Annotated in this window: 14 protein-coding genes and 1 pseudogene; 5 read left to right on the plus strand and 10 right to left on the minus strand. The window is 46.2% G+C overall.

The genetic code is table 11. The features are described from left to right. Positions 1 to 21: 21 nt before the first annotated feature. Both I1H34_RS32000 and I1H34_RS00920 read right to left on the minus strand, forming a co-directional pair. Positions 22 to 279, minus strand: coding sequence for a hypothetical protein (locus I1H34_RS32000; protein WP_249369681.1), 258 nt, complete (start codon positions 277 to 279; stop codon positions 22 to 24). Next, the gene (locus I1H34_RS00920; protein WP_249369683.1) at positions 257 to 847 is read right to left on the minus strand and encodes a hypothetical protein; all 591 of its coding nucleotides are present in this window, start codon (positions 845 to 847) and stop codon (positions 257 to 259) included. Before I1H34_RS00920 ends, I1H34_RS32000 begins: the two co-directional genes overlap by 23 nt. A 402-nt stretch (positions 848 to 1249) precedes the next feature. Here I1H34_RS00920 and I1H34_RS00925 point away from each other — a divergent pair. Continuing rightward, positions 1250 to 1375 (plus strand): annotated as a pseudogene (locus I1H34_RS00925) (LysR family transcriptional regulator); the annotation flags it as partial. Positions 1376 to 1486: 111 nt separating this feature from the next. Here I1H34_RS00925 and I1H34_RS00930 read toward each other — a convergent pair. The 4 genes from I1H34_RS00930 to pyk all read right to left on the minus strand — a co-directional run bounded on the left by I1H34_RS00930 (position 1487) and on the right by pyk (position 5910). Next, entirely contained in the window at positions 1487 to 2659 is a 1173-nt protein-coding gene (locus I1H34_RS00930) for a VWA domain-containing protein (protein ID WP_212663924.1), read from the minus strand. A 31-nt stretch (positions 2660 to 2690) separates the two neighbouring features. Further along, positions 2691 to 3659, minus strand: a complete 969-nt coding sequence (locus tag I1H34_RS00935) for a TIGR04168 family protein (protein ID WP_212663925.1) — start codon at positions 3657 to 3659, stop codon at positions 2691 to 2693. Positions 3660 to 3669: 10 nt separating this feature from the next. Beyond that, on the minus strand, positions 3670 to 4053 hold the full coding sequence (locus I1H34_RS00940; RefSeq protein ID WP_212663926.1) for a DUF4346 domain-containing protein: 384 nt from the start codon (positions 4051 to 4053) through the stop codon (positions 3670 to 3672). Positions 4054 to 4134: 81 nt separating this feature from the next. Continuing rightward, positions 4135 to 5910 carry a pyruvate kinase gene (gene pyk / locus I1H34_RS00945; RefSeq protein ID WP_212663927.1) on the minus strand — a complete coding sequence of 592 codons (1776 nt, stop codon included), beginning with the start codon at positions 5908 to 5910 and terminating at the stop codon, positions 4135 to 4137. A 140-nt stretch (positions 5911 to 6050) separates the two neighbouring features. On the opposite strand from pyk, the gene I1H34_RS00950 reads away from it, so the two are divergent. Continuing rightward, positions 6051 to 6494: an Rrf2 family transcriptional regulator gene (locus tag I1H34_RS00950; RefSeq protein WP_212663928.1), complete on the plus strand. Its 444-nt coding sequence runs from the start codon at positions 6051 to 6053 to the stop codon at positions 6492 to 6494. A gap of 25 nt (positions 6495 to 6519) precedes the next feature. Here I1H34_RS00950 and I1H34_RS00955 read toward each other — a convergent pair whose 3' ends face one another. The 4 genes from I1H34_RS00955 to I1H34_RS00970 form a co-directional block, all read right to left on the minus strand. Further along, complete coding sequence (locus I1H34_RS00955; RefSeq protein WP_212663929.1) at positions 6520 to 7785, minus strand: PulJ/GspJ family protein; 1266 nt, start codon at positions 7783 to 7785, stop codon at positions 6520 to 6522. A gap of 266 nt (positions 7786 to 8051) precedes the next feature. Beyond that, positions 8052 to 8588: a pilus assembly FimT family protein gene (locus tag I1H34_RS00960; protein ID WP_212663930.1), complete on the minus strand. Its 537-nt coding sequence runs from the start codon at positions 8586 to 8588 to the stop codon at positions 8052 to 8054. A gap of 25 nt (positions 8589 to 8613) precedes the next feature. Next, positions 8614 to 9162 (minus strand): type II secretion system protein, encoded by a 549-nt coding sequence (locus I1H34_RS00965; protein ID WP_212663931.1) that lies wholly within the window; start codon positions 9160 to 9162, stop codon positions 8614 to 8616. 163 nt (positions 9163 to 9325) lie between these two features. Then, entirely contained in the window at positions 9326 to 10708 is a 1383-nt protein-coding gene (locus I1H34_RS00970; RefSeq protein ID WP_212663932.1) for a hypothetical protein, read from the minus strand. A 926-nt stretch (positions 10709 to 11634) separates the two neighbouring features. Here I1H34_RS00970 and I1H34_RS00975 point away from each other — a divergent pair. The 3 genes from I1H34_RS00975 to I1H34_RS00985 are packed head-to-tail and all read left to right on the plus strand — an operon-like array spanning position 11635 to position 13697. After that, positions 11635 to 12213, plus strand: a complete 579-nt coding sequence (locus tag I1H34_RS00975) for a GspH/FimT family pseudopilin (RefSeq protein WP_212663933.1) — start codon at positions 11635 to 11637, stop codon at positions 12211 to 12213. A gap of 46 nt (positions 12214 to 12259) precedes the next feature. Further along, positions 12260 to 12700 carry a type IV pilus modification PilV family protein gene (locus tag I1H34_RS00980; protein ID WP_212663934.1) on the plus strand — a complete coding sequence of 147 codons (441 nt, stop codon included), beginning with the start codon at positions 12260 to 12262 and terminating at the stop codon, positions 12698 to 12700. Then, positions 12651 to 13697: a PilW family protein gene (locus I1H34_RS00985; protein WP_212663935.1), complete on the plus strand. Its 1047-nt coding sequence runs from the start codon at positions 12651 to 12653 to the stop codon at positions 13695 to 13697. The genes I1H34_RS00980 and I1H34_RS00985 overlap by 50 nt, the downstream gene beginning before the upstream one ends. Positions 13698 to 13729: the final 32 nt, after the last annotated feature.

Consider the following 13729-nt stretch of genomic DNA (forward strand, 5'->3'; position numbering starts at 1 on the left):
CTTTGCTCCTTGATTGAGTATTCACTTCCATAACAGCAGCCCAGCATAGAGGGTGCTTCCCCCAATAAACGACCAGAAACAGCTTTTGTTCTCATCCGGTAATTCCCGTTTCAATATATTGAGGATGATGCTCCCAGCCAAAAATGCCCAGACCGTCGAAAGGGCGGCTTTGTCTAAATGGATGGCTTGACCTGCGACCGCACCCCCCATAATCGCAGCTGTTAAAAACCAGCGTCCATAGCGGTCATAGGGGTGTTTATGATGCTCTCTTACTCCCATCCCAGCATAAGATTGGGTATTCAGATTCTTGATAAATAAGAATTTCAATGATATTTAGATGCACGATCTTATGGCGGGAAGGGAGTAAGTTGTGATCGATGATGAAAAAGTGCAGAGCTACGGCGATAAAAAATAAGATGCACTCCATAAGGGTGTGGTCTTTCAACTCCTGGAGCAGATAGCCAGAAATGATATTCAAGACAGCAAATGCTGCTACATGAATCCAAAATACAACCGGAGTGGCCCGATCAATATTGTTCGCAGCCTGATTTAAGGTTCTAGATGTGGAGGCCCAGATATCCAGTCCATAGAAAACAAGCAGTCCTAAAAGCGCCAAGATATAGACGTGATTTTCTAGATAGGCGACCAAGGGAATGGCCGAATGCTCTAATTCTTTTTGGGCATGGCTCAGTTCTGGGAATATTTCTAGAAAGACATAGCCAATGGAAACACCTCCGGCAAAAGAGATCCATCGATGTTCAGGAATGATTTTAGAGACATTCAGCTTGGAGACAAAGGCATGAATAAACGCTAAACCTATGGCTAAGAGTAGACCGATCCCGTTCATGCTGCCCTCAATAGTGATCGAATTTGGGTAGAGAGTGATTCATCATGGCTGGACTAGAGCCGATGGTGGGGTCAGCCCTTTTCCTGACAAAACTGATGATTGCTCATCTGCTTCAGCCTGAGTATGAACGCCTGGTGTAGCACCTAGATGATAATTCGCTGAAGCCAGGTGATGAAGTGAGAAAGATTTGCCTGAACGTATGCTGAGTCTTGCTATCCCCACATCATTGCTTTGATAGATAAACAAAGATAATGATGTTTTCATATCAGGAGTGTGGATGGGGGCAGCAACAGGTAGCTTGTGAAACGTAAGGCGGGTAGATTTAGGAGCATCCTACTGGGCCTTACAATTAGCCTGCAATGCGGTTTTGGTCTGTATCCCATAGGTAGTGTTTATGGCAAGATGGAACTTTCTCAGCTCAAGTATTTTGTTGCGATCGCAAACCATGGCAGTTTCACGAAGGCTGCGGAAACCTTTTATATGACCCAACCCTCTCTGTCGGCGGGAATTAAAAAGCTAGAGCAAGAATGAGGGGTGTTTTTACTAGAGCGGCGCTGGCGCGGAGTATGGTTTGATGAACACTTTCAAACGGTATAGGTCCGAACTGGCTCCGAAAGCAGCTTAAGAGAGATGCAGAGGTCATTGGGAAGCGGTGACAATTTCTTCCTTCGCAGCCCATTGACCAATATCTTGCCGTTGGATTGCGGCGGCCATTAAATCGGCAAATTTATCAGGTGTACAGGCAAATGCAGGAATGCCCAGAGTGGCAAACTTAGCGGCATTGCTATGGTCAAAATAAGGGGCACCGTCATCACTGAGAGCCAATAGCGTCACCATCTGCACCCCTGAGTTGACCAGGGAGGCAACCCGCTTGAGCATGGCCTCGCGATTCCCCCCTTCATATAGGTCGCTAATCAGCACCAAAATCGTTTCTTCTGGTTTGCGAATTAACCCCTGGCAGTAGCTTAAGGCTCGGTTGATATCTGTGCCGCCGCCCAGTTGGGTGCCAAACAACACATCCACCGGATCTTGCAGCAGATCGGTTAAGTCGACAATAGCGGTGTCGAACACTACGAGCTGGGTTTTGACTGCGGGGAGGGAAGCCAGGACCGCTGCAAAAATACTGGCATAGACCACAGAAGTGGCCATCGAGCCGCTTTGATCGACACAGAGGACAATATCGCGGAGGGCTGAGCGCTTGCGACCAAAGCCAATACGAGTTTCAGGAATAATCGTGCGATACTCCGGTTGGTAATGGCGCAGGTTAGCCCGAATGGTCCGGTGCCAGTCAATCTCGTGGTGTCGAGGGCGGCGATTGCGAATCGACCGATTTAGACTGCCCTGAACAGCCTGCTGCATGGGGTTAGAAAGCTGGCGTAGTAAGTCTTCGACCACTCGCTGCACTACTAGCCGAGCTGTCTCTTTGGTCTTACTGGGCATCACCTGACTGAGGGACAGCAGATTGGCCACCAGATGAACATCCGGTTCCACAGCGGCGAGCATTTCTGGCTCTAACAGCATCTGCTGCAAGTTCAACCGTTCGAGGGCATCTTGCTGCATCACCCGGACAATAGAACTGGGAAAGTAGCTGCGAATATCCCCCAGCCAGCGAGCGACTTTGGGGGATGAGCCCCCTAATCCGCCTGATCGTTTTCCTTGGGATTCGTATAGGGCCGCTAAGGTCTGATCCATCGCCGTATCCTGGGAGTCGAGGGTTAACCCACCCTCTGCACCGATGCCATCGGCCTCGCCGCCCCCGAGAATTAGCCGCCAGCGTCGATTGCGTTCGGAACTATTCTGAGACTCTGCCATGACTGTCTATTGCAGAACGATACGACCCGGTCTATTCGGAAGAAGACGGTACCAATGTAGGGATGATATCAGCGGGGGGAGCGGTGTTGGAGTATAGGGTTTCTGAGGAAGCAATGTCATAGGCGGCATCCACCCAGACGAGCTGTACATCCGTGACTTGGTGATCTTGCAACGTCACTAGAGAGAAATTGCGCTGAAGCCCTTGCTCCGTTTTGATAATTCGCGGCACACAGGCGGCATTGAGATAGACGGTGCCGGCTTCATCCACACAGAGTCGCTTGCGCTGGACGGCTTTGGTATGGCGCAAGTTGTGGTGCATATGGCCGAAGGTGACGAGGGGGACTCGTTTGCCGGTGGTTCTGGTGTTTGCGATCGCATCTCGCAAATCCGGGTCGCCAAAATCTCCACCCAACTGCTTCCAGTCCTTTCCACAGGGATCTTCCGCCTGGTCACCTAACCCAGAGGGACCATTATGTCCCAAAAAAATAATCGTTTCTGAAGGAGCTGTGGCGGCAGCGTTCGCAATTTGAGCGGTGGAGTCCTCAAAATTCTTGACGCCAAAGCGATCTCGATAAAATCCGGCACAGCGCCAGTCGGGTCCACCCCAGCTAAAAGGTCGCCCCCCCACTACGCTGAGGTCGAGTTGGGGAAAAGTCCGGTGGGCATAGCCTACATGGGCCTCTGCTAATAGATCTAATTGCTGCTGGACCCAGTCTTCCTTGCTGCGATCGTAGGGACAATTTTTAGTGCCCCAGGGCGTGGCGGTATACCAGGCATCATGGTTGCCAAAGGATGCGGCATAGGGCAGTTCTAGAGTGGAGACGGCCTGCACTACTTCCACCGCCTCATTGCCAAAATCCCCTACAAACAGGACTAAATCGACGCCGAGTTGTGCCAATGCCTTTGGATCCTCTTCATCCCAAGCGTCGTGAATATCCCCAATCACAGCAATTTTGATGGATGGAGAACTAGCGAGAGAAGTAGAGAGTGGCTCAGTCATTCATGGGGGGTTAGTCTTGGATATATTCTTGGTCTTGGGCCAGGGCAATTTCGGCCCGGATAAACTCGCGACCTAAATAAGCAGCGTGATCTAGCTGAGTCACCAGGCAGGTTTTCGGTTCTTCAAAGATAGCAATACAGAGTTCTTTTGCGGTCTTGGCCCGGAACTTAGCATCGGGTTTGCGTTCCACTTTTCCTCGACAAGATAAGGGTTCCCCCGTATCAGGGTCGACGGCTAAGCCTTTATCGTTAATGTCATTGGCATAGTGATCCGCACAAATGGCTGGGGCCTGCCGATCGAGATAGATCAAAAAGTAGCCACCCGGATCTAAAGCAATAAAGCGTTGGGATAACTGGTTATTAATGGCAGCTTGATCGCTAACAATGGTGTTCATGAACTAAAAATGCCGAATGGGTAGGATGCGACTCCAAGATCCAGTCTAGTACGTGAACTCCCATTAGGTGTAACGGTGTGCCTAGCTGTTGGCACTTGGGGCCATCGTGCCAGAATAGACCAACCCTTTTTTCATATCTAAGGTGAGGTGGGTGCCGTCCCGAATCATGCGGGTAGCATTCTCGACGCCAACGATCACCGGAATTCGTAAGCGCAGCCCCAATACGGCGGCATGACTGTCCATTCCTCCCACTTCAGTGATGATACCGGCGGCTTTGCGAATGGCATCGACATGGCTAGCATCGGTTGCCTTCGCCACTAAAATATCGCCCCGGTGGAAGCCTTTAATACCGTTGGGAGTGGTAATGACGCGGGCTAAGCCACTGACAGAGCCATTGCCAATGCCAATGCCTTGGCCCATAACGGCGGTGACAATCTCGACTTTGATAAAGTCCGTGGACCCCGCGACCCCCTGTAAGGTGCCTGCAGTCACCACCACTAAGTCGCCTTCTTCCACTAAGCCTTTTTCCTGGGCCACATTGAGAGAAGCTTGTAGCGTTTCATCAATAGAGGGCAAATTGAGGACCAGCAACGGCTGTACGCCCCAGACCATTTGTAATTGGCGAGCCACCTCTACGTGGGGCGTCACGGCTAAAATAGGGATATTAGGTCGATATTTGGAGACGTTTCGTCCAGTTGATCCAGTTTTGGTAAAGGTGAGAATAGCTTTGGCTTTGAGCTGAGCAGCGATATGGCCCACAGCTTGGCTAATCGCACTAGGGATGGCTGTTACGGATGTGTCTAGAGCAGTACTGGTATGAATGTTTTTCTCGTGATCAATCCGCTCTGCGATTTTGGCCATAGTGGCCACAGCTTCCACAGGATAGTTGCCAACAGCGGCCTCATTGGAGAGCATGACTGCATCAGTGCCATCTAGAATGGCGTTGGCCACATCAGAGACTTCTGCCCGCGTCGGCCTGGGAGAATTGACCATGCTGTCTAGCATTTGCGTGGCCGTAATCACAGGGATACCCAGACGGTTAGCCGTAGCGATTAACCGCTTTTGCAGAATTGGGACATCCTCTGCAGGCAGCTCAACTCCCAAGTCGCCCCGAGCAATCATCACCCCATCACAGAGACTGAGAATCTCTTCCATTTGGGTGATGGCTTCATGTTTTTCGATTTTGGCAATAACGGGGATAGATTTGCCTGCATTGGCGATGATTTCTTTAATTTCGATGACGTCTGCTGGGTTGCGGACAAAGCTGAGGGCAATCCAATCAACGCCATGGGTCAGGCCAAATTGTAGATCCTCTCGATCTTTATCGGTCAGGGCTTTGACGGATAAATAAACCCCTGGGAAATTAACGCCTTTGGAGTCAGACAGCTTCCCTCCCACAACCACACGGCAATGCAGGGTTCTGGAAGAAGTATCTACGGACTCAACGACCATCTCGACTCGGCCATCGTCGAGGAGAATGGTGGCTCCCACAGATACTTCATCCGCCAGCTTGGAATAAGTAACCATGCTGCTGGTTTGAGTACCTGGAACGGTCTGGCTGGTGAGGGCAAAAGGATCCCCATTCTTGAGGGTGATGGGGCCGTCAGCGAACTTACCGAGGCGGATTTTGGGCCCTTGCAGGTCTTGCAAGATGGCAACGGGCTGGTTCATCTCATAAGAGAGTTGCCGAATCAGGCGAATGGAGCGCAGATGATCGTCATGGGTGCCGTGGGAAAAGTTGAGTCGGAGAGTGGTGGCTCCTGCTTCTATGACCGCCCGCAGCATATCTGGCTTGGAGATGGCTGGCCCTACGGTGGCCACAATTTTGGTACGACGGTCGGACTCAGGCAAGGACATGTATGATTTCAAAAAAGTTTAGGCAGTAGAATGAACAATCAACAGGGTTGTCCATCAACTTAACAGTTTAGGCTGAGACGTTACCCCAAGCGAATTTTTGGCGAAATTCCTACAGATAGATCTAAGAAACGGAGACTAGGGTGAAGTTAACCACACGGGGACACTATAGTGTGAAGGCGTTGCTGGATTTGAGTCTGCAGCCTAATTTTGGACCGGCATCGGTGAATGCTATTGCCAAACGTCAGTCTCTCCCGGCTCCCTATTTGGAAAAGTTGCTGATGGAGTTACGACAAGCGGGGCTGGTTCGGTCTGTTCGGGGTTCTAAGGGAGGCTATCAGTTAGCCCGTCCTCCAGTGCAAATTTCTCTGGGGCATATTTTGGAGGCGGTGGGAGAAACGGTTGAACCGTTTACAGAACAATCAGCAGCAACCCAGCAAGCGGAAGATTGGGTGACCCTCACTCTCTGGAAACGCCTGCACCAAAAACTCAAGGAATCCCTCTACAGTATTTCCCTAGAAGATCTCTATTTTGATGCCCGCAGTTGGCAAGCTGCTCAAGGGGCAGAGACTAGCTTTGTTGTTTAGATTTTGATGATGTGGCTAATCCCTATTAGATAGGACTAATTTCAGCTTCTACAACGACATCTTGCATATCAAAGGCAGAGTTATTGGTGTAATTGGAGTCATACTCAACTCCTAATTCATACAAGAATACGACCTGATTGTCATTGAGTTGTAAGGTTGTGTCGTCAGGGCCTTCTAATACTTCAGCGTCTTCTAAGAATGATGTAATAGACGCTTGTCCTCCGTAAGGCTGGAAAGAGGGTGAAGTATCACCATTGAAAAGTGTAATCACCTGTTTCAATGCAGCACTATTCCACTCATTTAAGTTAGAAAAATAGCTGAGTGTTGTGTCACCACAACTGTCCGATGCATTATCCAACAGATTTCCTGTAATGGTAAGAGTTGTATTTCGAGGTACTGAGCGAGTATAGGTTGGATCACCTGGATTAATGGTCATGCTCTCAGGTGCGCTGCTAGGAAAGACAAAATTAACTGTGGCGTTTGTGGGAATAGCAGGACCGCTCACTCCACAAGTGACCTGACCTCCAACAACATTGATGCTGATATTAGCATCGTTTGTAAAGGTTACTGTCCCATCAGTAACACTAAAAATTCGGTCGGAAGTTGCGCCGGAAGATGTTGAAGGAGCAGGGACCGTTGCATAGGTTGGTCGGGTAGCAACGGTCGCATCAGCTGCATAAATTTCATTGGGACCCAAGGCTTTAACCACGCTGCCTTGCTTGTAAAGTTTGGCAAGGCTGCCTGTATCGTTAACACATGACAAAAAACTAGATGTGCCCGTACCTGTCCAGCCTGGAGGACAACTGGGTAATGTTCCTGTGTCTTCTATGCGATCGATGAGTGGTTCATGTTCCCAATTGGCGGGGACATTTGCATCAATATACTCTCCATCACTATCTATGCTAGGACCCCAACGGTAAACAACTTTAGGACCTCGCCAAGTGTTATTTGTTGAGGAAGCCAGGTAATAAATGACTGGTACTCCACCTATTTTGGGGTACAACATGAGTACAGGTGCGGCTCCTGTTGGTAGCCCCGTATTAAAGTCACTCGGCTTAGTGGCAGTCGCTACGTTTTTCTCTAATTTTTCAGCCTGGCGGACTTCTGTGGCAATGAAGTCTAAAGAACGATCCAGCTCTGTGCGCCTTTCATTCTGAGCATTGGCCGTTTGACTAGATGTCAAAATCGCAACTAGGCCGAATCCACCTAATGAAACAACTCCCAAGCTAATAGCAGCAGCAACTAGCAATTCAGGGAGAGTAAATCCTTGTATTTGTGCTGAAGGTTTCACAGTTGTATGAAAGCGAGGAAGTCTATACATATGTTCAGTGTAAATAGCAAAAATGAACGTTTTATAGTGCTTGAAAGTAAAATGTCTAATAAATTGAGTTGATTTAGCTAGAAACTTTGATTTCTGGATAGTGAGAGAGTTGTATATATTAGTTTAGAGGAAAAATATTAGTTTATTTTATCAACTTTAGACATTACATTTCAGTAAATTAGCTTGCCAATTTACAATCAGTTTTTTTGATTTCGACAAAGCGGTCTGAAACACACTTAAGATGACGTATGGCAGTTAGTGGGTGTGGCTTGCCCTGAAGAAGGAGGAAATGAGCCTTTAAATTCTCCTACTCGAATGATGCCAATACCTGCAGAAATGGCTAAGCAGCGCATTCCTCCTGATTGGTCAGGATGGTAAAACACAAAGACGTTACTCGAAGAAGTAGATCCTTTGGGAGAAAACTCTATTGTGTCTGGGTTTTGAGCAACTAGTGTTACTCCTGATATTTGGTTTCTGCCGTTGACTTGAGTTAGATCTCGGCTCCCTGTTGGTAAGCAATTAGAGGGGTTAGCTGCAACCGATGAAGATGTGATGGTCAAACTGCAGCGTTGGCTTGTTCGAATTGCTGAAGCTTGACCTTCTTTTAAAGCGCCTTCTACTTGCGCCAGAACATCTTCTACCCTTTTTTTATTGACCCAACTTAAAAAACTAGGAGTTCCTAGAGCGGCAAAAATTCCTAAGATTAATACTATGGCTAAGACTTCGGGTAAGGAAAAACCTTGATATTTTTTTGTGGATTGTAGTTGTTTCATGTCCTTAGTTGATAGAATCCTCAACTCAAGGACATGCCAAGGAAGCATCTGGAATAATTTTGGCTTGAGTGATAGCGATTGGAATAAATTTGCCTTCAATGATCTCGCTGGGGGAGTAATCGGCTGATACAACTCGATATTCCAATTTCAGAACATTAAATGGCGCTGATGTTGGAAGAGTATGAATGCGAGCTACAGTATAAGCCCGATTGCCAATCGCACTGGTTTTATTAGTAAATTGAGGCGAAATATTATCCAGTCCATTAATTTCGTCTAGTAGGCGGTCTGCATATCCTGTAGTTTTTGTTCTTCCTTGGCAGGCATCTAGAACAATGTTGTAGCTAGAGCCAGCATAATCTAATCGATTGGATTCATACCTCACTCGTTCAAGATCTTCTTGAATCCAAGTGGTTGCTTCGCTGAGTTCTTTACCTTTAACTCTAAAGACGGTGGCGGCCACGAAAGCTTGCATTGCTGTACCAATGAAACTTGCAATTATTACTAAACCTACTAGTACTTCAACTAATGTGAAGCCAGCTTCTCGGGGGTGATTAAAACTAGACTGCCTAGGCATAGACTTAGCTCACTATCTCTAAAAAATTAGGTTATGGTTCTTTTAATTCTGTCTAATAATTTGTTTGATGAAGCCTAGAATAATTACATGATAAGCATTTATGCAGAATTAATTACAATCCATTTCTTTGCTAACTCAAATGCCCTTAGCTTGCTTTATACTTTTAGCTCACGTCTTTCTCTTTAGTTTCCCAGGATTGGATCGGACCAATTTGAGGAGGATATGTGATGGTTATCGGTGCACTTCCCCAGGCTCCTCTTGGTGGATCTAATACAGGAGTTCTAACTGCCCCATCGTCTAACCAACGGTTAACCCAAAAAATACCTGTATTTAAGTTGTAAGAAGTTGGGGCGCTTGGGTTACTTGGAGGTGGGGGCTTGAGACTACAATAATCGTTGTTAGAGATAGGAGGTGGAGCAGCTACTGGCGAAGATCCACTTTTTTTGTTCATGACATCATAGCTTGGGGCATGGATGAAAATATCACATACTACTGAGCCTTTATCCAAAGTAATATCTTTATCACCGCCTTGGCCGAAAATTTTTACTGTGTGAGCATTGCAGTTGGGTCGGCTACCACAAATGTTCCTGATTTTTTCCCCTCTTAAATCAATATCTTCATTGACCCATATCTCAATTATTTTTAGAGGGCCTGTATCATTATTTACAGAAAAACCACCATCCAAATCGTCGATGACATATCTATATGTCTGTGTATTGTTGGTGGAGTTGCTCTCTTGAGCTACCTCAAACGGTTGAGGTAAAGTACTAGGCATGCTTGTCAGTAAGTGAAAGTTACCTGGTAAAGGTTGGGCAAGTACGGCTGGTATATTAATACTGGCATTAGACAACTCTAACTCCCGTGATTTGTATAGATTAGGGTTAGTTGGAATGGTTGTCACAGAATTGCAGTTACCTAGCACATCCGCTTCGATCTCACCTGTATTAGCTGAAGTTTGAACCCACAAACCTGCAATGTTAGGCGGAGGTGGATATACAGGGAATTTAACTTCTAGCTGAGAAATGGATTCGCTAGGTTGGCCTTCGTTGACTCTGCCTTGAACCGTCAAAATCCCAACGTTACTGGTATAGGTGTAATCTACTAATCTATATTCACCTTGAGAAGGTTTACTAGAATCCACATCATGCCAAACAGTCCGTTTGGCATGACTAGCAATTTTGCTATTGTTATCGGATGCACAGCCCAAGAAAGGACTGGCTATGTTGCTTGGGTTATGCCAACTGGTTTCCGAGCTACTATCTTGGCAAATATTATTGCTAGCCCAACCTAGTTTGCAGGCAGGCTGCAACGCGAGTTCACGATAGTCGTTGATGAGATTTCGAATTTCGTTGACCCCGGTTTCTGCGGCGTTGAGGCTTTTGGCGGTATCTTTTTGTGCGATCGCACTCACCTGACTATCTTGCGATCGCAAAAGCATCGTCAACCCGACTAACAGGATAATCAGTCCCATCCCAATGGCGACAGGCAAAGCAAAGCCTGCTTGTCCCTTTCGGTATTTCAGAGAGTATACAATCCATTTATTCATGGTTGAGAGTTTTCGCCAACACAGATGTACAGCATTCTATCTAATACAGATCTTGCAGATTGTTATACAAACTATACCGAATATCTCTATAAAAATTAAGTATTTCTCCTCACGTCAATCAATGATTTCGAGTATAGCCATTCTAGCAGTTGGCTTCAGTACTGGCAGACAATAATGTGATTTAGATCAGGCCTTAGCTGTAGTTTTTTGAGATAACAAAATATTTTGTCAACACTCAAATAAAAATAACTTTCAGTGATCTAGATCACACAAGCTAGTGATTTCGATTTCTAAACTAGACTCTCAGGAAAAATAATTCATTCACCTTGATATGTCTAGGTTGAAAGGGTTGTGCCTGATTCTGTAAATACCTGATTCAGCCACATTCTACACACCAGCATAAGTTTCTCTATCTACTAATTAACCAATATCAATCAGCAGTTTATAAAGATTGCTCGATTCTATAGTTCATGAATGATCTATTGCTAGGGTAAGAAATCTAGCAATATTTTGTCTGATATTGGTCTTTAGTTTACTTATTCTGTTGTTTCATATCTCTTAGTCGAGATCATTGTTTTCACTGAGATAATATATTTCTTGATTGTATATTTAAGTGTCTGAAAAGTATGACTTATAGGATTTCCGGGATATCACTGAGGTGACGAAGGAAGATTTTATATAAAGTTATTGTCAGGGATTGCGAAATCGTAAGGCAATATCTACCGAACCTATTTCTGGAATTGGTGCTTGGGAGCTACTGAAACCAGCATGGAGACTAATCAAGAGTCACTTGTTTGTGAGATCTTGGTGTGCTTTTGCATGGCGATTTTCTTGACGTGCAAAATATCGATCGACGCCTCAATTAGATGGTGATCAGTTTTGTTTAAGTTGAGTCCATCCTAGGAATTAAGAATAGAGTTTATCTCATGGGTCAGTACAAGTTGTCTTTGGTACTTTACAACCACTTAATTAAATATTTGCAACCATCAGATCCTGATGCAGGATTCTCACTTATCGAAGTCATGGTTGTTATTGCACTTACGGCATTTCTAGCTGCTTTTGCCGTACCTGCGATCACTTTTGGTAACAATCCACTGCGAGATTCATCTAACCGAATTGCCGCGAGTATGAAGTGGGCTAGGGCTCAAGCAATGGCTTCGACTTCTGCAGTGCGGATTCGCCCGATCTCAAATACACAATTTGTGATGGAGCGAGCGAATAGGTGTACTGAACCGAATGCTGCCAATTGGACCATTATTAGTGACCAAGTCGAAAAAGATGGGCAAATGGTCTACGAAGATTTAAGTCTAGATACACCGGCACAGTTGACTACCGTTACGGAAGATGGAGTGGCTGCGACGCCTACAACTTGGGATATCTGTTTTAACACTCGAGGAATAGCGGATAAAACCCTGGCTCTAACGATGCAGCATACGGGAAATAGTGACCAACGAACCATGACTATTTTTCGCGGAGGCACAGTTGATCTTACTGATATCAGTTAACGGTAACTCCCTAGAAATGAGAAATGTATCGTAGATCGAGAAATTCATGAAAACTCATAGACCTCACTCCCCCAATCCATTGTTGCTCAGAATGTTGCGGACTTCACATACTGACGACAAAGGTCTCACCCTGGTAGAAGCGCTGGTTTCATTGCTGATCTTTTTTGTGGCTGCAGCATCTATTGTGCCGGTTTTTTTGAACTACACAATTTCTACGATTAACAACGAAAGACGCACTGGAGGTATTGCTGTTGCTCAGCAAGTGCTAGATGGACTGCGCCAGGTAGATACCACGACTCTACAAGCTACTGGCTCCGACACCCTAACAGATGTTTCTTACTTGGGTAAGACTTATACCCCTATCGTTACTTACTGCCAGAATCCAGCATTCTGCACCAACCCAGACTCCCGGCACATCACACTTCAGGTATTCCACAATGGCGACGAAATTTACCAAGCTGAAACTGTTTTCACCAACCTCCAATAAAGGTTTTACGCTGGTTGAATTATTGGTTACAACCCTTATTGCTTCGGTAGTGCTGGTCTCTTCTCTGGGACTGATTACCAACCAACGTAGGCGCTTTGTCTCCGATCAGGTTCGTGCAGAATCTAATCAAACCTTGCGGGTGGGTTTGGATCTCATAGGTGCTGATATTAAAAATACGGGAGACTTTTTAGAGACGGATATTAATTTGCCTGTGGTGTCTGTTATAGATGGTGCAGCAGGAGCACCAGACGAAGTTATTCTGCAGCGCAAACTCATCTCTGACACATTGACCGTTTGTGAAGATGTTAATGCTGGTGTCCAAGCAACCATAACCGTTGCTGTGAGACCTGGTGCTGGTGACTGTCCGATCTATTCGGATGGTAATAATGATGATTTGAACGATCCACTGACCCTGGCAAGCAGAGAACGCTGTGAACAAGACAATGTTGCGGGATGTGATCGAGTAGCTGCCCTTGCCTCAACTACTTGTGATGACGAATGCGTAACGGCCTATATATATGACCCTGTAGACCGTGAGGGTGAATTTTTTAGTTACTCATTTGAGGCACCTGATGCGACGCCTAATCCGACTCTGAATCGGATATTTGTTGGGGATGGTGCTGCTTTCGCCAATACCTATCAAGTGGCCAATAGACCCGTGATTTATCTCCTTGAGCAGCGACACTACCGGCTGAATAACAATGTATTACAGCTAAGTGTGAATCGGGGTAATTTCGTATCGATAGTCAACCAGGTTGCAGATTTTCAGGTACAAGCACAGTTGACGACCAATCCCAACCCTCTAGATGCATTTAATTCTACGCCAGGTGGTGATCCACAAACTTACCAGCAGACTAATCCCTTTACATCCTTGCAATTTCTACAGGTAGATTTGCAGTCTGTCGATCCATCTGAATCTGATTTAACGGAATTGGATGCCGATCAGCGCCAGATTTCTTCTAGATTCTATCCACGTAATGCTAAGTCCGACGATTAACGGTCTGTAGCTTTTTTGCCTTCCTATACAAG

This window comes from Acaryochloris marina S15 (assembly GCF_018336915.1).
GTDB lineage: Bacteria > Cyanobacteriota > Cyanobacteriia > Thermosynechococcales > Thermosynechococcaceae > Acaryochloris > Acaryochloris marina_A.